This window comes from Geothrix sp., from assembly GCF_030219325.1.
Taxonomy (GTDB): Bacteria; Acidobacteriota; Holophagae; order Holophagales; family Holophagaceae; genus Geothrix.
This window is the reverse complement of sequence record NZ_CP126625.1, coordinates 2,930,903-2,953,392: the sequence shown is the minus strand read 5'-3', so window position 1 is coordinate 2,953,392 and position 22,490 is coordinate 2,930,903. Positions and strand designations below refer to the sequence as shown.

Annotated in this window: 20 protein-coding genes; 4 read left to right on the top strand and 16 right to left on the bottom strand. The window is 67.8% G+C overall.

Going from position 1 to position 22,490, the window contains the following annotated elements; genetic code table 11:
* Positions 1–37: 37 nt before the first annotated feature.
* Both mutS and QOZ81_RS13190 read left to right on the top strand, forming a co-directional pair.
* Positions 38–2,557 carry a DNA mismatch repair protein MutS gene (mutS, locus tag QOZ81_RS13195; RefSeq protein WP_291205521.1) on the top strand — a complete coding sequence of 840 codons (2,520 nt, stop codon included), beginning with the start codon at positions 38–40 and terminating at the stop codon, positions 2,555–2,557.
* Positions 2,554–3,030 carry a pyridoxamine 5'-phosphate oxidase family protein gene (locus tag QOZ81_RS13190; protein WP_291205524.1) on the top strand — a complete coding sequence of 159 codons (477 nt, stop codon included), beginning with the start codon at positions 2,554–2,556 and terminating at the stop codon, positions 3,028–3,030. Before mutS ends, QOZ81_RS13190 begins: the two co-directional genes overlap by 4 nt.
* Before the next feature lie 8 nt (positions 3,031–3,038).
* On the opposite strand, the gene QOZ81_RS13185 is transcribed toward QOZ81_RS13190, so the two are convergent.
* Together QOZ81_RS13185 and QOZ81_RS13180 are read right to left on the bottom strand one after the other, a co-directional pair.
* Complete coding sequence (locus QOZ81_RS13185) at positions 3,039–3,461, bottom strand: bacteriohemerythrin (RefSeq protein ID WP_291205527.1); 423 nt, start codon at positions 3,459–3,461, stop codon at positions 3,039–3,041.
* A 90-nt stretch (positions 3,462–3,551) separates the two neighbouring features.
* Positions 3,552–4,565, bottom strand: coding sequence for a bacteriohemerythrin (locus QOZ81_RS13180; protein ID WP_291205530.1), 1,014 nt, complete (start codon positions 4,563–4,565; stop codon positions 3,552–3,554).
* 77 nt (positions 4,566–4,642) lie between these two features.
* On the opposite strand from QOZ81_RS13180, the gene QOZ81_RS13175 reads away from it, so the two are divergent.
* Entirely contained in the window at positions 4,643–4,966 is a 324-nt protein-coding gene (locus tag QOZ81_RS13175; protein ID WP_291205533.1) for a hypothetical protein, read from the top strand.
* Between the two features lie 62 nt (positions 4,967–5,028).
* Here the strand turns inward: QOZ81_RS13175 and QOZ81_RS13170 are convergent, their stop codons facing one another.
* The 7 genes from QOZ81_RS13170 to QOZ81_RS13140 are packed head-to-tail and all read right to left on the bottom strand — an operon-like array spanning position 5,029 to position 10,487.
* Positions 5,029–5,622: a hypothetical protein gene (locus QOZ81_RS13170; protein ID WP_291205536.1), complete on the bottom strand. Its 594-nt coding sequence runs from the start codon at positions 5,620–5,622 to the stop codon at positions 5,029–5,031.
* A 20-nt stretch (positions 5,623–5,642) separates the two neighbouring features.
* Positions 5,643–6,443 carry an ABC transporter ATP-binding protein gene (locus QOZ81_RS13165; RefSeq protein WP_291205539.1) on the bottom strand — a complete coding sequence of 267 codons (801 nt, stop codon included), beginning with the start codon at positions 6,441–6,443 and terminating at the stop codon, positions 5,643–5,645.
* Positions 6,440–7,258 carry an ABC transporter permease gene (locus QOZ81_RS13160; RefSeq protein ID WP_291205542.1) on the bottom strand — a complete coding sequence of 273 codons (819 nt, stop codon included), beginning with the start codon at positions 7,256–7,258 and terminating at the stop codon, positions 6,440–6,442. Before QOZ81_RS13160 ends, QOZ81_RS13165 begins: the two co-directional genes overlap by 4 nt.
* Positions 7,259–7,260: 2 nt before the next feature.
* The gene (locus QOZ81_RS13155; protein ID WP_291205545.1) at positions 7,261–8,223 is read right to left on the bottom strand and encodes an ABC transporter substrate-binding protein; all 963 of its coding nucleotides are present in this window, start codon (positions 8,221–8,223) and stop codon (positions 7,261–7,263) included.
* 46 nt (positions 8,224–8,269) lie between these two features.
* Positions 8,270–8,818 (bottom strand): adenylyl-sulfate kinase, encoded by a 549-nt coding sequence (gene cysC, locus QOZ81_RS13150; protein WP_291205548.1) that lies wholly within the window; start codon positions 8,816–8,818, stop codon positions 8,270–8,272.
* Entirely contained in the window at positions 8,815–9,879 is a 1,065-nt protein-coding gene (locus QOZ81_RS13145) for a sulfotransferase family protein (RefSeq protein ID WP_300714827.1), read from the bottom strand. The genes cysC and QOZ81_RS13145 overlap by 4 nt, the downstream gene beginning before the upstream one ends.
* Before the next feature lie 14 nt (positions 9,880–9,893).
* A complete protein-coding gene (locus tag QOZ81_RS13140; protein ID WP_291205552.1) occupies positions 9,894–10,487 on the bottom strand; it encodes a methyltransferase domain-containing protein in 594 nt (197 codons plus the stop codon).
* 112 nt (positions 10,488–10,599) lie between these two features.
* Here QOZ81_RS13140 and QOZ81_RS13135 point away from each other — a divergent pair, with 112 nt between their 5' ends.
* Positions 10,600–11,934 carry a CapA family protein gene (locus QOZ81_RS13135; RefSeq protein ID WP_291205556.1) on the top strand — a complete coding sequence of 445 codons (1,335 nt, stop codon included), beginning with the start codon at positions 10,600–10,602 and terminating at the stop codon, positions 11,932–11,934.
* A 159-nt stretch (positions 11,935–12,093) separates the two neighbouring features.
* Here the strand turns inward: QOZ81_RS13135 and QOZ81_RS13130 are convergent, their stop codons facing one another.
* From QOZ81_RS13130 to QOZ81_RS13100, 7 genes are all read right to left on the bottom strand, one after another.
* Positions 12,094–13,632: a M20/M25/M40 family metallo-hydrolase gene (locus QOZ81_RS13130; protein ID WP_291205559.1), complete on the bottom strand. Its 1,539-nt coding sequence runs from the start codon at positions 13,630–13,632 to the stop codon at positions 12,094–12,096.
* Between the two features lie 5 nt (positions 13,633–13,637).
* Entirely contained in the window at positions 13,638–15,029 is a 1,392-nt protein-coding gene (locus QOZ81_RS13125) for a YfcC family protein (RefSeq protein ID WP_291205562.1), read from the bottom strand.
* Positions 15,030–15,085: 56 nt separating this feature from the next.
* Positions 15,086–16,252: a beta-aspartyl-peptidase gene (gene iadA / locus QOZ81_RS13120; protein WP_291205565.1), complete on the bottom strand. Its 1,167-nt coding sequence runs from the start codon at positions 16,250–16,252 to the stop codon at positions 15,086–15,088.
* Positions 16,253–16,288: 36 nt separating this feature from the next.
* Entirely contained in the window at positions 16,289–17,785 is a 1,497-nt protein-coding gene (locus QOZ81_RS13115; protein WP_291205568.1) for a M14 family zinc carboxypeptidase, read from the bottom strand.
* Positions 17,782–18,621 (bottom strand): cyanophycinase, encoded by an 840-nt coding sequence (locus tag QOZ81_RS13110; protein ID WP_291205571.1) that lies wholly within the window; start codon positions 18,619–18,621, stop codon positions 17,782–17,784. Before QOZ81_RS13110 ends, QOZ81_RS13115 begins: the two co-directional genes overlap by 4 nt.
* A 67-nt stretch (positions 18,622–18,688) precedes the next feature.
* Positions 18,689–21,484, bottom strand: a complete 2,796-nt coding sequence (locus tag QOZ81_RS13105) for a TonB-dependent receptor (protein ID WP_291205573.1) — start codon at positions 21,482–21,484, stop codon at positions 18,689–18,691.
* 149 nt (positions 21,485–21,633) lie between these two features.
* Positions 21,634–22,476, bottom strand: coding sequence for a MurR/RpiR family transcriptional regulator (locus QOZ81_RS13100; protein WP_291205576.1), 843 nt, complete (start codon positions 22,474–22,476; stop codon positions 21,634–21,636).
* Positions 22,477–22,490: the final 14 nt, after the last annotated feature.

The window sequence follows — 22,490 nt, the reverse complement described above, 5'->3', positions numbered from 1 at the left end:
AGGATTCGTCGTCCTCCCTCCTGAGACCAGTCCACCCATGTCCACCCCCATGCTGCAGCAGATCGCGGGCCTCAAGCGCGAGGCTGGCGAGGCTGTGCTGCTGACGCGCATGGGGGACTTCTACGAGATCCTGGGGGAGGATGCGGTGCGGGCGGCGCCGGTGCTGGAGATCGCGCTGACCATGCGGGGCAAGGGCACGGAGGCGGAAACGCCCATGTGCGGCGTGCCCCACTTCGCGCTGGAATCGTACCTGCCCAAGCTGCTGGCGGCGGGCTTCTCCGCGGCCATCGCGGAGCCCACGGCCAGGCCCGAGGAGGTGAAGGGCCTGCTGCCCCGCGCCATCAAGCGCATCATCACGCCGGGCACCTGGCTGGATGACGATGCCCGCTGGCTCTGCGCCCTGCATCGGGTGGGGAATACCTGGGGCCTGGCCCTGCTGCAGCTGGCCTCCGGCGCCCTGCGGGTGCTGCCGGGCGAGGGCCAGGAGGCCCTGCAGGCCACCCTGGAGCGGCTGGATCCCCAGGAGCTGATCCTGGCCGAAGGGTCCGAGGACATCGCCGACCTGGAGGCCGCCCGCACGCGGCTGCCCGCCTGGCGCTTCGAGCCCTCCCGCGCGAAGCAGCAGGTGCTGGCCTTCTTCGGCTGGCAGCACCTGGAGGGCGTGGGTCTGGACTCCTACCCGGCCGCCCTGGGCGCCCTGGCGGCCCTGCTGGATCATGTGGAGGCCACCCAGAAGGGCCGTCCCGCCCACCTGCAGGGCGTGGCGCTGGAACTGGGTGCCTCCGGCCCGCTGGTGGATGCCACCAGCGCCCGCCACCTCGAAGTCCTCGCCAATGGCATGGATGGGGGCCGGGCCGGGTCGCTGCTGGCGTTGCTGGACCAGTGCCGCACGCGCATGGGCTCCCGCCTGCTGAAAGCCTGGTTGGAGCAGCCCCTGCGGGACCGCCCCGCGCTGGAACGCCGCTGGTCCCAGGTGGCCTGGCTGACGGAGGACCGCCGCCGCGGCCCCATCCAGACCCTGCTGGCCCAGGTGCCGGACCTGGACCGCCTGCTGGGCCGCGTGGCCCTTGGTCTGGCCCTGCCACCGGAGCTGGCCCAGCTCCGCGAGGGCCTGGCCGTGCTCCAGAAGCTGCCCACGCGCATCCAGGACGAGGGCTGGGCCGAAGAGGTCGCCGAGCTGGGTCTATGGCCTGGCGATACGCCACTCTGCACGCCACTGCTCCGTGAACTCCTGCGGTGCCTGGCTGAAGCTCCGCCCCTGGACCTGGAGAAGGGGGGCGTCATCCGCGAAGGCGTGGATCTGGAGCTCGACGGCGTGCGCCGCCTGGCCCGGGACGCCAAGCAGGTGATGCTGGAGCTGGAGGAGGAGGAGCGCGCCGCCTCTGGCATCAACAGCCTGAAGATCAAGTACAACCGGGTGTTCGGCTACTACTTCGAGATCACGAAATCCAACCTGGGCGCTGTGCCGGCCCACTTCCTCCGCAAGCAGACCCTGGCCAACGCCGAGCGCTTCACCACCGAGAAGCTGGTGGCCTTCGAGCAGCGGCTGCTCAGCGCCGAAAGCGACCAGGCCCGCCTGGAGGCCGTCCAGTTCCAGCGCCTGCTGGCCCTCGTGCTGGAGCACCGGGCGGACCTCACGCGGCTCGCCCGCGCGACGGCCACCCTGGATGTGATGGCTGCCCTGGCGGAGCGGGCGCGCCTCTCGGGCTGGACCCGGCCGGAGCTGGGCGAGGAGCGCGAGCTGGTGCTGGCCTCGGCCCGCCATCCCATGCTGGAATCCCGCCTGGGCCGGGAGTGCATCCCCAACGACCTGCAGTTCAGCGCGCAGCAGCCCATGGCCGTGGTGACGGGCCCCAACATGGGCGGCAAGTCCACCTTCCTGCGCACGGCGGCCCTGCTGGTGGTGCTGGCCCAGACAGGCTCCTTCGTGCCAGCTGAACTGATGCGCTTCGGCCTGGTGGACCGCATCTTCACCCGCATCGGAGCCTCGGACCAGCTGGCCAAGGGCCAGTCCACCTTCATGGTGGAGATGACGGAGACCGCGCGAATCCTCAACCAGGCGACCTCGGCCAGCCTGGTGATCCTGGACGAGATCGGCCGCGGCACCTCCACCCGCGACGGTCTGGCATTGGCCGAGGCCATCGCCCTGTTCCTGCGGGATCTGAAAGGCGGCGCGCCGCGCACGCTGTTTGCCACGCACTACTTCGAGATGACCAAGCTGGCCGACGACAGCCGCATCCAGAACCTGCACGTGGAGGTGCAGGAGTGGGAGGAGCAGCTGCACTTCCTCCACCGCGTGGCGCCGGGCCCGGCGGACCGCAGCTACGGCATCCAGGTGGCGCGGCTGGCGGGCCTGCCGAAGTCCGTCATCCAGAAGGCCCAGCGCCTGCTGGCCCAGGCCCCGGAGGCGCCGCCCCGGGCACCCATGCCCTCGCAGCCGGCCCTGCCGCTCTTCGAGGTGGAGCCCGACGCGTTGCGCTTGGAGTTGGAGGCCCTGGACCTGAACCGCATGACGCCCATCGAAGCCCTCAACTGGATCGCCTCGAGGCGACGATGAACCTGCCCAGCCACCCCATGCGCCGGCGCGACCGCGAGCTGAGCGAGGCGGAGGCCCTTGACCTTCTGCGGGCGGCGGAGTGGGGCGTGCTGGCCACCGTGGATGCCGAGGGCTGGCCCTACGCCGTGCCCGTGAACCACGCGGTGGTGGACGGGGACCTGGTCATCCATTGCGCCACCGCGGGCCACAAGCTGGACAACCTGGCCTTCAATCCCCAGGTTTCCTACTGCGCCGTCACCATGGCCGAAACCCTGCCCCTGGAGCTGGCCACCCGCTATGCCAGCGTCATCGTCTTCGGCCGGGCGGATCTGGTCGCGGATGGCGGCGAGAAACACAGGCTCCTCCAAGCCCTGGGCCTGCGCTTCGCGGCGGAGCATCCCGAGGTGGTGGCGCGGGAGGTGGACAAGGACCTGTTCCGCACCGCGGTGCTGCGGATCCGGATCCTGCGGGCCACGGGCAAGGCCCGGCTCTGAAGCAGACCCTAGGGCTCCTTCCCCGGGTCCGGGGTCTGGGCTTTGAGGAAGGGCACGTACCGCATGTCGGAGTTGAGGATGTGGGAGAGGTACCAGTTCTTGAGGAAATCGAGGGTCTCCTCCAGCAGGTGCGGGTCCGAGGGGTCATAGGCCTGGTTCAGCTCGAGCAGCTTCTGGATGAAGGCGCCGTGCTCCCCCCTGTGCTTCTCCAGCAGGGGGTAGTTCCCCGCGGCCATGTAGGCCTCTTCCGTGGCGAAGTGGGTGAGGGCGTACTGGCACAACCGCTGGAAAATCCCCGCCACCACCTCCGGATCCCCCCGCTCCCCCACGAGGTCGATGAGTTCGTTCAGGATCTCCAGCAGGGACTTGTGCTGGTCGTCGATCTCCATGAAGTTGATGTTGTAGCGATCCTTCCACTGGATGTGAACCATGGGGCCTCCGGGAGCGGTCACCCCACCATCGGCGGATCCGGGCTCCCGGCCAAGTTTCCGGATGGACGGAAGGCGTGCTTGGGCCGGGCCTCAGAACCCGATGCCCATGCGCCGGAGTTCCGCCATGAGCATCACCGGGTTGGTGTACTGGAGGGTCTGCATGCGGGTGCCCTGGGCGGCCTCGAGGCAGGCGGAATCCCGGTGGATGAGGATGCAGGCTTCGGGCGCCAGCCCCAGGGCCGAGGCCGCCGCCAGCAGCAGGGCCTTGTCCGGCAGCCTCGCCCCGGTTTCGCAGGAGAGGGCATTGGCCGTGAAGGATGCGGCCAGTCCCAGCCGGCCGAGGACCTGGCTGCGCATCCAGGGGGCGGCGTTGCCCACCAGGGCCACAGGCTGGTGCTGCTTCAGGCGGCCGGCCAGCTGGACCATGGCCGGGATCGGCTGGTACGAAGCTCCGTAAGCCGGGGCCAGGCTCTCCGGGGCAGCGGTCTGCCCCGCCCACCCGGTCCATTCCACCTCGAACCGGTCCAGGTCCCACTGCCCGGATTCGAGCTGCGGCAGGAAGCCCGGGTCCTCCCAGAGGGCAGACCGGACCTCGGCCTCCGGCTTGCCGCTGCCCTCGATCACGGCCTGGACGAGGGGCGCGGGGTCCAGGCTGCAGACCACCCCCTCCAGCCCCAGGAGGATGCCCTCGATGGAGGCCGTGGGCAGGGCCCGCTTGAGGAAGGGCCCGTAGTCCTGGTCCACCTTGATGATGTGGTTCATGTACCAGTCCCGCAGGAAGGTCGCGGTCTCATCCACCACCCGGGGATCGCCCGGATCGTAGCTCCGGCTCAGCTCCTTGACCCGGTTCACGAAGAAGACGTGCTCCTGGCAGTGCTGGGGCAGCTTCGGGTAGCCCGCGGCGCGCATGTAGCGCTCCTCGCTGCTGAAGTGGGTCTGGGCGTAGTCGCCCAGGGCCTCGAAAACGTGGGCCACGGTATCGGGGTGCCGGCGGCCGTCGAGGTTGTCGCTCAACTCGTTGAGCAGGTCCAGCAACCCCTGGTGCTGGGCGTCGATCTCACGGAAGTTGATGTTGTAGCGGTCTTTCCATTGGATGTGGGCCATGGATCGTCCTTGTGGGGGAGCTTCTTACGGCTCATCGGTGCATCGGGGGCGATATCCCAATCCTGTAGACTTCCGCCATGGTTCCCGCAGCTGCCCCCAGGCCCCCGCTCTCCAGGACCCGCATCCGGGTGGCCTGGGGCATCGCACTGGCCGTGGACGCGATCCAGATCCCCGTGGAGGTCACCGGCCCGGTGGGCTGGCTGCTGGGCGTGGGGCTGGATGTGGTCACCATGGTCGTCCTGTGGGCCATGCTCGGGTTCCACTGGGCCTTCCTGCCCTCCTTCCTCACGGAATGGATCCCCTACCTCAACCTGGCCCCCTTCTGGACCCTGGCCGTGGCCCTCGCCACGCGGGGGCGGGGCGATGCCGGGCTCCCCCTGCCGACGGAGGCGCTGAAATGAGCCTGGGCCTGCGGAATCCCGGGCGTGGCTTCTGAGCAGGCTGGTGCCGGAAGCGGCCCCGGTCACTCCACTTCGAGGCGCTGGATCTGTTCCCCATCGAAGGTCACGGACAGCTTGGTGCCGTTCGGATAGCGGCACTGGATCCGGGTGGTGCCGAAGACCTTCTGGATGTCGACAGCCGGCTCCCGGGCGGCTTCCGGCGTGGCGGCGTCCGACGGGAACGGCTCTTCTGCGGCATCGTCCCGCCGGTGCCGGCGGTGGCGCCTGCCCACAGGGACCTTGTCGGGCAACGGGGTCAGGTGGGGTCGCCAGGACCGGACGGCCTGCAGGAACTGCCCCTCGGTGGCATAGGCCTGGTGCAGTCCGGGGTTGGATCGGTAGATGCCGGCGGCGCCCTCGTCCGACTGGAGACGGTCCACCAGGTTCCGGAACCGCTCCCAGTCCTTCCGCACCAGCCCCTCGGCGAAGCCCTCCATGCGTTTCTCAAAGGCCTTGGGATCCTTCTTGATCATGTTCCCCAGGATCGCCCCGCCCACGGCGCAGGCGGCGAAGGCGAGGAGCGCGGCGATGCCGCATCCCAGCAGGACTTTCATGCCCGTGCCAAGGCCCTTCTTCACCGGGGGGAGGCCGCCGTTGTCCCAGGAACTGTCGACCATGGGCCGTCTCCTTCGTGAATCTAGTCCACCGCTGCGCCCTTGAACTCGTCCTGATTGTGCCGGCTCTGCTCCTCCATGAGCAGCTGGCTCAGCTCCTTCTTCAGCGCGTTGAAGGCGGGGCTGGCCACGTCGCGGGGGCGGGGCAGGTCGATGGCGAGATCGCGCTTGATGGTGCCGGGCCGGTAGGTCATCACCACGGTGCGATCGGCCAGGTAGAGGGCCTCTTCGATGCTGTGCGTCACGAAGAGGATGGTCTTCTTCAGCTCCACCCAGAGCCGCAGGAGCTCGTCCTGCAGATTGCGGCGGGTGAGGGCGTCCAGGGCGCCGAAGGGCTCGTCCATGAGCAGGATGGGCGAGTCGATGGCCAGCACCCGGGCGATGGCCACGCGCTGGCGCATGCCGCCGCTGAGATCCTTGGGATAGCGCTTGCGGAAATCCTGGAGGTTGAGCAGGACGAGCAGCTCATCCACCTTCTGCTGGATGGCGGCCTTGGCCACCTTCTTGACCTGGAGGCCGAAGGCGATGTTCTGCTCCACGGTCATCCAGGGAAACAGCGCGTATTCCTGGAACACCATGCCGCGGTCGGGGCCCGGGTCCCTGATGACGGAGCCGTCCACCGTGATGGTGCCCGAGCTGGGCAGGCTGAAGCCCGCCACGGCGTTCAGCAGGGTGGACTTGCCGCAGCCCGAGGGCCCCAGCAGGCAGACGAACTCGCCCCGGGGGATCTCCAGGTCGATGGCCCTGAGGGCGTGGACGTCCTGCCCACCGCTCTGGAAGACCTTGTGCACGCCCTGGACGCTGATGTGCGTGGCCCCGCTCATGACTGCTCCAGGCCGCGGTGCCACTTCAGCAGGTACGAGCTGAGGCGGCTCATGAGGGTGTCGATGCCCAGGCCCAGCAGGCCGATGGTGAACATGCCGGCGATGATCTTGTCGGACCAGAGGTACTCGCGGGCCTCCAGGATGCGGTAGCCCAGGCCGTTGTTCACCGCGATCATCTCGGAGACGATCACCACGATGAAGGCCGTGCCCATGCCGATGCGCGCCCCGGTGAAGATGTAGGGCGTGGCCGCCGGCAGGATGATGCGGGTGAACTGGGTGAGCCGCGAGGCGCCCAGGTTGCGGCCCACGCGAAGGTAGATGCTGTCCACGTTCTGCACCCCGGCCACGGTGTTCATGAGCACCGGGAAGAAGGCACCGATGCTGATGAGGAAGACGGCGGGCGGATTGCCCAGGCCGAACCAGAGGATCGACAGCGGGATGTAGGCGATGGGCGGGATGGGCCGCAGCACCTGGATGAGGGGGTTGAAGAGGCCGTAGGCCACCTTGCTGTAGCCCATGGCGAGACCGAGCGGCAGGGCCAGGCCACCGCCGATGAAGAAGCCCACCAGCACGCGGTAGAGGCTGCCGATGGCGTCCTGGATGAGCTCCCCGGAGAAGCACCACTTCAGGTAGGAACCCTGGGCGGGGTCGAAGACCTCCAGGGGCCGCAGGTAGGCCCACCACTTGATGAGCACCCGCATGGGCGAGGGCAGGATGGTGGCGTTCACCCAGCCCATGGTGGACAGCAGCTGCCAGAAGCCCAGGGCCGCCAGCGGGACGAGGATGCCGGAGGCGGCGTGTCGGTACCGTTTCATGCCTACTTCACCTTCAGCTGCTTCTTGGCTTCAAGGAGCAGGTCCAGCTTCACCCAGTCGCCGGCTTTGGGCGGGTTGGCCATCTTGCCCACGCCGTATTTGGCCATCAGATCCGTGGTGATCTGCACGTGGGGCACGGTGATGTCGTAGCTGAAGGGCGAGTTGCCGATGGCATCCTGGTAGTCCTCGGCGCTGATCTGGTTCTTGAACATCACTTCGCGGACGAACTTCTCAGCAGTCTTGGGTTCGTCGATGAACTTCTTGGTGGCCTCCACGAAGCAGAGCAGGAAGCGCAGGGCCACGTCGCGGCGCTCCTTGTAGAGCTTCTCGGTGATGACCAGGGCGCGGATGGGCTCGCCGATGGGCGTGTCGTAGGGCTTCAGCAGCTCGACGCCGAATTTCTTGTTGATGGCCTGGGAGCTGTAGGGCTCGCTCTGGCACATGGCGTCGATGTTCTTGGCCATCAGGGCCTGGTTGAGGTCGGCGAAGGGCAGGTAGAGCACCAGCACGTCCTTGCCGGGCTTGTCGGCCCAGCTGAGGCCGGCCTTGGCCAGCTCCGCCAGCAGCAGCAGCTCCTGGGCGCCGCCCCGGGCCACACCGACCTTCTTGCCCTTGAGATCCTTCAGCGACTTGATGCCCGCATCGGGCCGCACCACCAGGCGGGCCCCGCCCCGGGCGAAGCCCGCCACCACGACGATGGGCACGCCCGCGGAGCGTCCGGCAATGGCGGCATCCAGGGCGGCGGCGCTGGCATCGATCTCGCCCGCCACGATGGCCGGGTTGATGTCGATGCCCTTGGCGAACATGCGCTCCTCGATCTTGAGCCGGTACTTCGGCGCCAGCTCCTTCATGTAGGACACGGCGCCATAGTGGGCGAACTTCAGGTTGCCCAGGCGCACCAGGTCCTGCCCCGGCAGTACGGCGGAAGAAAGGCAGAGCAGGGCAAAGATGGCTTTCATGCTCATGGTCGCTCCGGGGTTTTCCCCGATTGTAGAACGAACCGCGCCGCGATCAGCCCAGGATCGGACAGACGCAGTCCAGCACCCTGCGGGCACAGGCCTCGAGATCCTCCTGGTCGGTCCGGCACTCCAGATCGGGTTGCAGCGGCGCCTCGTAGGGATCGTCGAGTCCCGTGAAGCCCTGGATGAGCCCGGCGCGGGCCTTCCGGTAGAGCCCCTTCACATCCCGGGTTTCGCAGACCTCCAGGGGCGCGTTCACGAACACCTCGAAGAAGCGTTCGGCCTGTTGCCGGGCCGCCTCCCGGGCCGCCCGGTAGGGCGAGATGGCGCACACCACGGCCACGACGCCGTTCCGCGCGAGCAGTCCCGCCACGTAGGCCAGGCGCCGCACATGCTCGTCCCGGTCCTGCCTGGAGAAGCCCAGGTCGCGGCAGAGGTGCTGCCGCATCTCGTCCCCGTCCAGCAGCTCGACGCGGTGGCCCCCGGCCCGCAGGCGAGTGGCCAGCTCGCGGCCCAGGGTGGTCTTGCCGGCGGAGCTGAGGCCCGTGAGCCAGAGGACCGCCCCTGTGGGGAGCCCCGGTGACAGGGCGTTCCCGCTCATGCCAGGGCCTCGCAGAGGCGCTTCCGCTCGGCCTCGTCCGCCGCCTGGAAGCCGTTGGTCCGGTAGTCGGCGTGGGTGCTCTGGTAGGCCGCGAGGGCCGGTGCCACGACCTCGAAGCCGGACCAGCCGAACTGATGGTAGATGGCCTCGAGGGAGCCGACGGGATCGCGCACCAGGTCCGCGTAGCCCAGCTCGTACCAGCGGGAGCCGAGGCTCTGCCGGGCTTCGGCCATCCGCTCCCGGTGCAGCCGGTGGCAGGCGAGGATGAGGGGATCCAGGTCCCGCTCGGCACTGGGGCGATGCAGCGCGTAGATCCGGGCGTTCGCCCGCCAGGTGTGCCGGGTGGAGAGGAAGACCTCCAGGGGATCGCGCCGCAGATGGATGAAGACGGCCTCCGGGAAGCGCTCGCGGAGCAGGGGGATCCGGAAGGCGTGGGTGGGCGACTTGAGCACGGCGCGGTCCTTGCCGGGGCGGGCCAGCAGGCGCATGAGCCGCGCCATCCCCGCGAGCCAGCGCTCGCGCTCCGGCGCCGTCCATCCGGCCGGGTCCAGGGCTGCCAGGTGGTCGAGGCCCTCCTCGGGAAGCAGGAAGAGCTCGTAGAAGGACCGCGCCCCGGTGTTCAGCAGGAAGAACTCGTCCTCCTGGGGGGAGTCGAGGCGGATGACCATGTTGTCCATGGGACGCCGCGACTCGAAGTGGCCCTGGCCGTAGGGCAGCGCGCGGTCCCGGGTCCAGTGGGCATGGCCTGGCGCCATGCAGTCGAAGGAGCAGGGGTAGGCCACCCGCGGATCGAGGCAGAGCAGCTCGTGCAGGAGTGTCGTGCCCGATCGCCAGAAGCCCACGATGAAGACCGGGGGCAGGGCCGCTCTGCCCCCGGGCAGGGGCGGGGCGAGGCGGTTCAGGAGGCTCGCGGCGCCGCCGCGCAGCAGCAGGCCCAGGCTCTTCATCCAGTTCCCCGGCCGCACGCAGCGGGGTTCCCGGGCCAGGAGACGGAGGGTCCGTCCCAGGGGCGGGGACATCATCCAGCTGAGCTTGTCGGAGACCGGCGGCGGGGTGGGCATGGGGGTGGCAGTCCTCAGGCCCGCTTGCGGGCCACCATCAAGTATTCACGGCCGGCGCGGCGCGGGTGGCTGGCGGTGGCCTCTGCCAGGTGCAGGATCTCGAAGCGGGGCTCGACCAGCTGCCGCAGGTCCGCCATGGGGATGGCGTGCGGCGGCCCGGGCCGGCCGTTCACGTCGTGGAAGAGGGCCGCCATCCAGAGGCCGCCGGGCCGCAGGTGGCGGGTGCAGGCCTCCACGTAGGCGGGACGCCGGTCCGGGTCCATGGCGGGGAAGCAGGTGTGGTCGAAGATGGCGTCCCAGGGGCCGAGCTGCGTGGTGAACCAGTCCGCCTGGGACCAGGCCACCCGGTCCCCGTACCGCGACCGGGCCCCCTGGATGGCCAGGGGCGCGAAGTCCAGGCCCGTGACCGAAAACCCCTTCGATTCCAACGCGGCGGCATCGTGGCCGTAGCCGCAGCCGGGTACCACCAGGTCACAGCCGGCCCGCAGCCCCAGGGGCAGGGCCAGGTCCAGCAGCTCGCGCACGAGGGGCGTGGCCCCGTCCATGTCCCAGCCGGGCCGGCCCTCGTCCCGGTAGAGCTGGTTCCAGTAGTCGGGATGGGTCGTCATCACTCCAGGATAGGGTCCTGCGTCCCGCCCGGGTATTTGCGCGAATAATTTTGCGCATGATCAAGAAATGAAACAAAATTGTGCAAACCCGATGCAGCGACTGGAGCGACCCATGTGCAGGACGGAACGGAGCCCTCGAAGTCTGCCGCTGGGTGCGGCCCTGCTGGCCCTGCTGGCGCTGCCGGCCCTGGCCCAGACCGCCACCGGCCCCGGGAAGGACGACCCCCGCGCCGTCCACCTGCGGCGCGTCCATCCCCCCGAACCCGCCGAGCGCATCGACTGGGCCGGGCGCATCACGGAACTGCTGAAGGAGGAGCCGGGCGACCTGACCCTCACCGCCGTGGGTGACATGATCTTCAACCAGCCCATCACGCAGCTGCCGGATCCCGACCGGGCCGGCCTCTTCCGGCTCATGCAGGAAGCCGATGTCGCCTACGGGAACATGGAGTTCTCCCTCAACGATCGGCCCGAGCTCCAGCGCCCCTTCTACAACTTCCGCGCGCCAAAGGAGTTCCGCTGGGAGCTGGCCCGCACCGGCATCAACCTGGTGAGCCAGGCCAACAACCATGCGATGGACTTCGGTCCCGAGGGACTGAAGGAGTGCCTCCAGGCCCTGGATCAGGCCAACATCACCCACGCGGGCGCCGGCACCACCCTGGCAGAGGCGCACGCCCTGGCCAAGACCGAACTCGCCGGTCACAAGGCCACCGTGGGGCTGCTTTCCTACATGCGCTACTGGACCGCCAAGTACCGCAGCAAGGATGCGAACGCGCCCTCGCTCGCCACCATCGATCCTGCCGTGATCCTGGTGGCCAGGGACGGCAAGGCGGAGAAGGTGGAGGGGCCACTGGAATCCGACGTGGCCGTCATGGAGGAGGACATCCTCCTGGCCCGGCGCAAGACCGACCTGCTGCTGGTATCCCTGCACAACCACGACGTGACCCACCACCGCGCCTTCGGCATCCAGGACAGGACCCCGCCCAACGAGGAGATCATGTTCCGCCGCGCCATCGAGGCCGGGGCGGACATGGTGCTGGGCACCGGCCCCCACGTGCTGCGCGGCATCGAGATCTACAAGGGCCGCCCCATCTTCTACAGCCTGGGCGACTTCATCTACCAGTACCGCACGCCGGACCGGATCCCCGCCGACCTCCTCCACCAGCGCGACATCGAGATGCCCCGGCCCCTCAATGTCTCCGTGTGGGACCGCCGCGAATCCCGTGAGGTGCTGGAGACCGTGATGGTCCGCATGACGCTGAACCAGGGCAAGCTCAAGCGGATCCAACTCCTGCCCATCACCATCGACGACGAGGGTCCCCTCTACGGCGTGCCGAAGCTGGCGGGTACGAAGCGTGGCGCCGAGATCATCGCGCTCATGCAGAGGCTGTCAGAGCCCTACGGCACCAAGATCGTGAGCAAGGGGTGGTACGCGGAAGTGGTGCTCTGACTGCAAGCTTTTACAAAAGATGTCAATAAGCGGAGGTTGGCGGAGGAGCGGAGGAGAGCGGAGAAAAGCAGAGGCAGGTGATTCACTTCTCCGCTTTCCTCAGCCACTCCGCTTTCCTCCGCTTTCAACATTCTTTTCCAACACGATGCCTCGACCTTCCTAGCGGTCTGCCAAGAGCCAGGCGGTGGCGAGGACGAGCCTGGCCATGCGCTTGACCTGGTCGGGATCCAGCTTGTCCAGGGTGTCGCCGGGCTTGTGGTACTCAGGGAAGTAGCTGCCGAAGAAGCGCACGAAGGGCAGGCCGAGCCTGGCAAAGTCGCGGTAGTCGCTGCCGCCGTTCCGGCCGTCGGTCCAGTCCAGGTGCAGGGACAGGCCCGTGTCCAGGCCCGCCTGGCTGAGGACGGGGCCCAGGTCGCGGTGTGCCGAGGAGAGGCCGGGTTCGGCGAAGCGGGTGGGGTCGAGGCCGTCGAGGAAGGCCGCCGGCGCCTTGGCCTCGGCTGCGAGGGCCTGCAGGTCCGCGAGCGTCCAGGGGTGGCCGATCATGTCCAGGTTCAGGTAGGCGCGAGTCGTGGCCAGGGGCCAGCGGGGATGGCGGGTGTAGTGGCCGGAGCCGAACTTGCCCTCCTCCTCGCCGGTCCAGAAGGCGAAGAGGAGCGTGCGCCGGGGGCGGACGGGGCTGCTGGCGAAGGCGCGGGCGATCTCCAGCAGGGCCGCTACGCCGGAGGCATTGTCATCGGCCCCCGGATGCAGCACGCCGTTCGGCTGGCCCAGGTGGTCCATGTGGGCGCCGATGAGGATGGCCTCCTGGCGCAGGACCGGGTCAGATCCCTCCAGGCGCCCGAGCACGTTGAAGCCGAGCAGGTCCTTCTCGCGGCCGCGGATGCTGAGGGTGGCCGTCTCAGCCTGCCCCGTCTCAAGGGCTTGTCGCAGCTCCGCCGTCAAGGCCACGCGGGCCAGGGGCGGCTCTCCGGCGCGGGGGAGGCCCCGGGCCGCGAGGAAATACGGCAAGGGCGGCTCCTTGCCTTCCCTGATGCGCTGGTCGAGGCCGGCCTCCAGGGCGATGGCGGCTCGGGCGCCCAGCTTTTCCAGCAGGGCCAGGCGGTGGTCGTAGCGATCTGCCGGGCGGGGTGAGGCGTAGCGTTCGATCAGCTCAGGCTTCTTCCAGGGCTCACCCGGGGGAAGCCCGTCCAGGAAGGCCACGATCCGCCCTCGGACCTCGAGGCCGCGGAAATCATCGTGGCCCAGCGAAGGCTCCTGGATGCCGTGGCCCGCGAAGACCACTGGCCCGGACAGCACTCCGGGTTCGACGGCAGGGAGGATCGCATCCTGCCCGGCGTGGAAGGTGAACAGGTGCGAGGCGGTGCGGAGGCGGATCGTGCCCTTGCCGGGTCGGACCTCGCGCAGGGGCACGGCCTGGAGCGGCGAGGTGCCCAGGGGCGGGATGCCCATGGCCTGCAGCTGGTCCTTGAGGTCGTGCACCGTGGCGTTCAGGCCCCGGGTGCCCAGGCCCCGTCCCTCGCGCCGGGGATCCACGAGCCAGGCCATGTGCCGGGCGATGCGCGAGGCATCCAGGCGCTCCAGGGCGACGCCCATGGGCCCAGACTTGGCCCCGGGTTCCTTCGCGCGGATGAAGTCTGCACTCGGGTCCTGGGCCAGGAGGCTGCCGGCCAGCAGGAAAGGCAGGGCGAAGCGACCCACCCGCCTCACACCGGGCCCCAGTGGAAGAACAGCGTCGGCGGCACCAGCAGCAGGAAGGCCAGCACTACGAGGATGAGCATGAGGGGCAGGAACCAGCGGGCCCAGCGCTCCCAGGGGATCTTCGCGGCGCCCAGGATGCCCATGGTGACGGCGCTGGTGGGCAGGATGGGGTTGATGAGCTCCGAGAGGGCGAAGCTGTAGACGCAGGTCTGGCGTGTGATGCCCACCAGGTCCGAGAGGGGCGCCATGACCGGCATGGTGAGCGCGGCCTGGGAGGTGCCCGAATGGATGAAGAAGTTGATGACGCACTGCACCAGGAACATCACCTGGGCCGTCATGGCATGGGGCAGCACCCGGATGGCGTTGGAACCGTAGAGCAGCAGGGTGTCCATGATGTGGGCATCGTTGGCGATGACCAGCAGGGCCCGGGCGCAGGCCACGATGAACACCACGCCCACCATGTCCTTGGCACCGGCTACGAAGTGCCTGGCGATGGTGCTGGGGCCCATGCGGGAGAGCAGGCCGATGAGGATGCCCATGCCCAGGAAGAGCGCCGCGATGGGCTCCAGGTACCAGTGGTGCTTCAGCACGCCCCAGACCAGCAGGATGAGGGCCGCCAGGAAGGTGAGCAGGGCGAGGATGTGGGAGGCGTTCCAGGCCTCGCCGGAAGCGGCCGTGGCCTGGGCTTCGCGGGCCAGGTCGAGATCTCGCACGGGGCTCAGCTCGGGGTTCTTCTTGATCTTGGCGGCGTAGACCATCACGTAGGCGATCACGACGCTGGTCGCCACCACCCAGGCGCAGACCCGGTAGCCCAGGCCCGAGTAGATGGGCACTCCGGCGATACCCTGGGCCACGCCCACGGTGAAGGGGTTGAAGAAGGCGCAGGCGAAGCCCGCCGCGGCGCCCAGGAAGGGGATGGCCGTACCCACGATGGCGTCGTAGCCGAGGGCGCAGGCGAGCGCGATGAAAATCGGGACGAGGGGGATGAGTTCCTCGGCCATGCCGAACACGGCCCCGGCCAGGGAGAACACCGTCATCAGCACGGGGATGAAGAGCAGCTCCAGGAAGGGATGGCGCCGCACGTGGACCGTGAGCCGCTTGATGCCCTGCTCCACGGCGCCGGTCTCCTGGAAGATGCCGAAGCTGCCGCCGATGATGAGCAGGAAGGAGATGAGCCCGGCGCCATCCAGGAAGCCCTTGATGGGCGCCAGGAAGAGGGTCTGCAGACCCAGGTGGGTCTTGGGCAGCTGGTGGTAGGTGCCATCCACGGGGACCTTCAACCGGCTGCCGTCCGGCAGCAGCTTCTCGATGCGCTGGAACTCACCGGAGGGGACCAGCCAGGAGAGGATCAGCACCAGCACGATGAGGGCCGCGACGATCACCAGGGTGTGGGGCATCTTCAGCCCCGAGGATGGGACCGGCGGTTTCACCTCGGCGGCCTGGCTTGGATTACTCACTGGAACATCCCCTTGGCCAACAGCTTGCCCGATTTCATCAGCAGACGGCCCTTGGCGATGACGGTGCGGACCTCCAGGTTCTGCGGATCGAGGAGGACCACGTCGGCGTCCAGGCCCGGCGCCAGGCGGCCCTTGGCCTTCAGCTTGAGGATGCGGGCGGGGTTCGCGGTGATGACGCGCAGGGCGGTTTCCAGCGGGATGCCCTCCTCCTGCACGGCTTTGCGCACGGCGGGGAACAGCGACGTGACGCGGCCCACGGAGATCTCCTGCAGCCGCCCGTTCTGGTCCCAGTCCGGCAGGCTGCCCTGGCCATCCGAGGTGAAGGTGATCTGGCCCGGATCCACGCCAGCTTCCAGCATCAGGCGCAAAGCCTTGCCGCAGGGGATCTCGCCACCCTCGAGGTACGAAGCCAGGGTCGACGTGGTGAAGTCCACGAAGCCGCCGCCCTTGGCGTAGGCGATGCCCTCTTCGAAGAGGCGCGGATTGCGGTTGATGTGGGTGGGCAGCATCTGGGTGGGGGAAAGTTCCGTCTCCGCGAGGATGCGGCGCAGGAAGTCGAGCCCCCGGGGGCCGTCGCCCAGGTGGACGTTCACGATGCCCGCCTTGCCCGACAGCATGCCGCCGCGCCGCGCCATGGCCACCACCTGCGCGAAGGCCTCGAAGGTGGGCTGGCTGGAGCGGTGGTCCGACAGGGCCACTTCCCCCGCGCCGATCACCTTGTCGATGAAGAGCAGGTCCTCCTCCAGGCTGGGCATGAGGGTGCGCAGGGGGACGCCGTACGACCCGGAATAGACGAAGGTGCTGATGCCCTCCTCATCCAGGCCCTTGGCCTTGGCCAGCAGGCCCGCCATGTTGCGGGTGTAGCCGTCCGTGCCCAGGCAGCCCACCACGGTGGTGACGCCGCCCTGGATGGCATCGGTGAGAGGCAGGTCGGGGGTGCGGGTGGCGAAGCCGCCCTCGCCGCCACCACCCATGATGTGCACGTGGCCATCGATGAAGCCGGGCACGGCCTTGAGGTTCCGGGCGTCGATCACCTCGCAGTACTTCCGGGGGATGCGGATGTCCGGCTCCATGCGGAGGATCTTGCCTCCGCCCAGCAGCAGGTCGCAGCGCCCTCCGGCTTCCGGGGCGTAGACATCGGCGTTCTTGATCAAGAGCAGCATGGGGACTCCAGCCGGACCAGGCGGCCCGGAAGGGATTCAGAAGAGTCGGGACACGGGCAGGGGGGCGCCGGGCTGGGCCAGCTCGCGGAAGCCAGGGTAGCCATAAAGGCCGTAGAGCAGGCAGGGCTCCAGCACCTGGATGGCGCGCCGGGCCAGGTCCTGGTCCAGGGGGACGATGAGGGTCCCGGCGGGCAGGTCCAGGTCCACCTGGGGCTGGCGCGCCACGATCTGCCGGTCCTTGTAGCGCTGGTACAGGTCGTCGTAGGGTGCTTCGAGGCGGAGGAACTGGACGCGCTCGACCTTCGCGCGGCGGGGCGCCGCGAGGGCCTCCCAGCGCAGGCCCTGGGCCTCCAGCACGGGGATGAAGCGTGCGGCGGCGGCGGGTTCGATGGCGTAGGCCCGGGGTGTGGGCACGCTGCCCTTCACCACCAGGTCGGTCATGGCCATGGCCGTGGGTACCTCGAGGGTTCGGCCGGTGGCCAGGTCCCGGACCTTCACGGCGCTCACTTTGCCGCCGACATTCGCCCAGAAGGTGTTGGTGGCGATGAAGGGGGGCAGGGGCTCACGGCGGGCGCGTTCCGCCAGCCTCCGGATCCGGTCGCGCCAGGCGCGATCGCCCAGCAGGTGCCGGTAGAGGATGCGGTAGCCGTCCACCCGCTCGCCCAGGTCCGCCGAGGGATCGGCAGCGCGATGGCGCACGCCGGCTTCGATGATGAAGGAGAGGGCCCCGAGGGTGCCCATGCCGTTGCGGCCATCGTCCACCTCGGAGGTGGAGGGCCGGATTTCCTCCTCCGGCGGGGGACCGCCCACCGTGTAGCGCCGGTAGGCGTGGCCAGCCCGGGCCTGGAGTGGCGCGGCGGAGGCCACCGCCTCCAGGGCCGCGGCCTTCAGGTAGTCGGGGATCAGCGGGTGGTTGCAGGCGTCCATGGTGATGATGGGCCAGGCCTCCCAGCCGCGCTTGGCGTAGTCTTCGCTGTCCCGGCCGAACTCGTGGCTGTCCACGGCGAGATGCGGGCGGATGCGCCGGGCCACGCGGTGCAGGGCCCGGGTCTCGGGCTGGGCCAGCAGAAGGTGGTCGCGGTTCAGGTCCGCGCCGGCGCCGTTGACGCGGCGGTGGGCCTCGGCGCCATCGGGGTTGAGCATGGGCATGAGGTAGAGGTCCACGTCCTCGGGCAGCAGCGAAGGCCGTGCGGCGATGTCCCGGATGAGGGTGAGCTGGGCGTCCTTGCCCGCCACCTCGTCCCCGTGCTGCTGGGCGTAGTAGAGCACCTTGAAGCGGGCCTTGTCCCCGCCCCGGTTGAGGCGCACCAGGAAGACCTTCCGCCCCTCCGTGCTGCGGGCCTCCTCGGTGACGGTGATGAAGCCGGGTTTCGCCACGCCGTCCAGGAAGGCAGCCATCTCCTCGTAGGACACCGTCCGCCGCAGGTTGCGGTGATCCACCGGGAAGGGCGCCCGGGGTGGGGCGGCGCTGCCGATCATCCCGAGGGCCAGGAGCAGCCCGGCGGAGCGGAGCAGGCGGGCACCCCGGCTCACTGGGAGACCTTGCGGGTGCCCAGGTCGATGGCCTGTCCGGCGCGGAGCACGTGGACCCGGAGGTCGCGCAGGGTGGCGCCGTTCATGGTCATGCCTGCGGGATCGAAGACCATCACGGAGCGGTCGCCCACCACGGTGGCCTTCCCATCCTTCACCACCAGGGCGGTGGCCTCGTCGATGCCGAGACCCAGGTGGTCGGGGTGTTCCATGATCAGGCTGAAGAGGCGGTTCTGCCGGCTCCGTCGCAGGAAGTGCTGGTCCACGAGCACGCCTGGCGGGAGGAAGCCCATGCCCTCGCGGGTACGGTAGGCGCCGGGGCCGAACTCGGACCACTCGTTCTTCCCGTGCCGGTCATCGCCGGTGAGCATGACCTTGGACATGATGGCGGCCCCGGCGCTGGTGCCGCCGATGGCGGCCCCGGCGGCGTAGCGTTCGAGGATGAGCTTGTGGAGCGGGGTGCCGACGATGCAGTCGCCGACACGGTTCTGGTCGCCCCCCGAGAACCAGAACCCCGTGCAGCGCTTGGCCCGCTCCAGCAGCTCGGGCCGGGAGGCCTGCTCCCGGGCCCGGACATCCAAGGCCACGAAAGTGAGGCCCGCCTTCTCAAGATCCTCCTGCCACTCCTTGAGGGCCCCCTCCGGATCGCTGGTGGACGTGGGGATGATGCCCACCACCCCGCCCTTGCCGCCGGAAGCGCCCAGGAAGGCATCCAGGATCGGCTGCGGCATCCCGCCCCCGCCGACGATGACCAGGGTGCCCTTGGGGGGCGCGGCCCCCACCAGGCAGGTGCTGAAGGCGAAGCAGGCGAGGAAAGGGAGGGAGATTCGTCGGAGCATGTTCTTCTCTCAAGCAAACCGCCTGCAGCGGGTCGCGAAACCCACTGCAAGCGGCCCTTCCGTGAGGCTAAAAGCTGAGGCGCGCGCCCAACTGGAGGCGGCGGCCCTGCTCGACAGAGCCGGGGATGCCGTAGGCGCTGCTGTTGATGCGCTCGGTGGAATAGGAGAGGGTCGTTCCAGTGTTCAGGACGTTGAATACCTGTCCGAAGACTTCGAGATCTGCCTTCTTCCCGAACTTGATGTTCTTGCTCAGGCGTATGTCGAGGAGGTGCTCGCTGGGGTATTTCTCACTGCCGCGGGCCTCCACGAATACGTAGGAACGCACTCCAGCATCATTCCTGTAAGTGCGGACATAGGGCGTGTACCGCTGGCCGCTGAGGTAGGTGAAGTTGAAGGAGAGCTTCATGATCCAGGGTAACTTGATGGCACCACGGACTTTCCCTTCGTAGTCGTTATAACCAGGCAGGAGGCCGTTGGCGTTGATCATGTAGTTGGGGCTCTCGTAGGGGGCCCAGCCGTCATAGCCATCCGCCGTGCTCATGTTCCCGTAGCGTCGGGCGCGGGTGAAGCTGGCGTTCAGGCTCCAGTCGTCCATCCACTTGCGGTCGATGACCAAAGTGGCGGCCAGATAATTGCGCTTCGCCGTCGGTTCGGTGGCGACGAGCCAATTGGTGCCGTTCGGGTTGTTGGGATCCACATTCGAGTTCCACCAAGTGAGGTCCTGGGGGGCCCCATGGTTGGTGTAATAGCCGGTGTCAGTCTCCCAAGAGCCTGTGGCGTTCGGTCCGGTCGTGACTTCGGCCTTGTTCAGGCGGACCAGGATGTCCTTCTGCTTTCGGTAGACCCAGGTGGCGGACGTGCTCCAGGGGCCCTCAAACTTGTGTTCGAAGGAGAAGGTGGTCTCCTCGGTGTAGGGCTGCTTGGCGTTGGGGTCCACTGGCGAAATGTTGTTGGAGGAGTAGGAGATGTTTCCAGCACTGAAGTCGGGGGTGCGACCCTGGGCCGGGTCCGTGTACTGACTTGGAGGGGTCGTCAGGGGATTGAAATCATTCCCTTGCCAGTAGTACTCCGTCATCACGGGGGTCCAGGATTGGTACGCGCGATCCACGAACCAGGACGAGAAGGCGGTGTAGTACTTGCCCCAGTGGAACTTGAGAACGTTCTTCTGGTCCTGGGTGAGGGCGATGGTGCCGCCGAAGCGAGGCGCGACAACCTTCTTGTCCCAGATGTTGCTGGTCTCCCCATAGCCGCGGGCGGTGTACTTCTCGAGACGAAGGCCTGGGCGCAAGGTCACGCGGTCGTTGATGGCCCATGTGTCCTGGACATACAGAGCTGAGCGGTTGCTGTGCATCTTGATGTTGTAGCCACCGCCCACGTCGATGAGGTCGGGTGTGAGGAAGCCGTTGGCGTTCGAACCATATTCATAGGCGTACAGCTGGTAGCCGGCCGTCGGGGTCTTGAGATCCTCATTCGTGGCCTGGGCCTGCTCAAAACCGAACCGGAAGGCATGGGAATCGCCAGAGTTGAAGAGACTGGTCTTGAAGTAGTCAAGGGTGATTGCCCCTTCGATGCGGGCCCGGTAGTTGTTCCGGTACCACTGGTTGTTGCCGAAATAGTCAAGCGGGGAAGGATCACCAGCCGTGGTCAGAAGGCTGCCTTCAGCGTTCAGGCTGGGCATGTTGCCGTTGTTGGGGCGGCCCTCGTAGTTGCCGGAATAACCCGAAACCTTTGATGTCAGCACCATGCTGGTGTTCAGGCTCTGGGTCCAGATGACGTTGAAGAGGCGGTCCGGCGCAATCTGCTTATGGGAGGCGATGGGTAGGACCGTATTGTCGATGCCCTTGTTCTCCTCGGGCAGAGAGTCGTACTCCAGAAGGGTTTCCAGTGTGGCGTCGGGGGTGACCTGCCAGGTGATCTTGGCCAGGAGATTCTGATAACTGCGCTTCTGGGAGGCCAACGCGCCGATGGGGGTGGTCTCACTCTGGCTGGCCCAGGCCGAGGCGAAGAACCAGAGCTTGTCCTTGATGATGGGGCCACCGAGGTTGATGGCCCCGTCAAAGCTCTTTCCGGGCAGGATGGTGCGATCCAGGCCGGGATAGCGGTTCGAGGTCTTGGCTTCCCAGGCGGAGTCGGCGTAATAGAAATTTAGGGAACCCGAGAAATTATTGCCTCCGCGCTTCACCAGGGCATTGGTATAACCCCCGTTGAAGTTGCCGTACTCTGCTGACGCACCGATGCCGCCCACCTGTACTTCGCTGAACCAGTCCGGATTGGCATACAACCACTGGCCACCGCCGGAGACATCGCCGATGTTCATGCCGTCCATGAGCCAGGCATTCTCGCCGGTATCGCCACCCCAGGCGGCTTTGCCGTTCACGCCAGGCGTCAAGTTCATGATCCCAGACATGGACCGCTCGACAGGGAGCGTGGCCAGATCCTCAGTACTGTAGTTCTGCGTGATGCCCACGGTGGTCAGTTCAGCTGCGGCCGCGACCACCTCGACGGTGGCGGAGGCAGCAGAGGCGAACTTCCAGTTGAGGGTGGTCGTCTTGCCCAGTTCGAGGGTCTCATTGCTGACGATGGTCGTGAGGCCTAGGGCCTCGACAACGATCCGGTATCGCCCGGGAGCCAACAGGGGCACTCGGTAGATGCCATTGTCGGCAGTCCGGACGACACGTTCGCCGCCAATCTGCGAGGCAGAACTCACCCTCACGGTGGCACCGGCCAGAGGAGCGCCTTTGGGATCCTTGACGACGCCAGTGAGGGCGGCCGTGGTGTTGCTCTGGGCCAGGAGGGCCACTGGACACGCCACGAGCGCCAGCACGAGCGCACTGAATCTGAAAGAGCCAGCGTTTCTAGCCATCACGCCTCCGAGGTTGAAAGATGTTGGATTGGTGATCAAAAAGTAATGCTTTGTTCAAAGGCGAGTCAAGTTTTTTTTCATCGATGCGGAAGGTTCACCTCCACCGGCCGGAGACGGGCGCCGGTGGATGGAAATCCTGAGAAGGCTTCTCAGGACTTGGCGAACTTCGGCAGGGCCACTCGCTCCACTTCGCGCAGCTTCTTGAGGGCCAGGTGGGGGTCCTGGCTGGCGATGGAGGTGGCGATGGCGTGGGCCAGCACGCCGAAGGTGGTCACGCTGTGGGAGAAGAGCAGGTTCTCGCCGGGAATGGGCAGGGTCAGGTTGGCGGACTTGGCCAGGGGGGAGTTGAGGGTGTCCGTGAAGGCCAGCACGGGGATGCCCCGCTTCCGGGCATAGGCGGCGGCGTCCAGCGTCTCCTGGGTGTAGGGCATGATGCTGATGGCGATGAGCAGGTCCTTGCTCTCCAGCATGCCCACCTGGGTGGCGAAGTCGGCCGGGTTGCCCTCTATGACAGGCAGCCCCGTGTTGATGAGCAGGTAGGCCAGCTGGCGGGCCATGAGGGCCGACACGCCATCCCCGATGGCCAGGCGCAGGCGGCTGGACTTGATCTGGTGGACGACCTTCTTCAGGAGGTCCTCGTTCACGGCCTGCACCAGGGTCTCGAGGTTCCGGATGTCCCGGCGGGCCACCTCGAGGAGCGTGGCCGAGGCCCGCACCGGCGCCTGCAGCAGCTGCTCACCCCGTCCATAGTGCTTCTTGGCGGCGGTGACCAGGGCCTTCCGCATCTCCAGGTAGCCGGAGTAATCCAGCTTCTTGGCGAAGCGCACCACGGTCGCCACGCAGGTCTGGGATTTCTGGGCCAGCTCCTCGACGCCCCAGAGGGGGGCCTCGTTCATGTTGGCGATGAGGCAGTCGGCGATCTGCCGCTGGCTGGGGGACAGCCCCTGCGCGCTGTGCAGGCGGTTCAGCAGGGGGTTCTTCGTCGCGGACATGGGATGCAGGATAG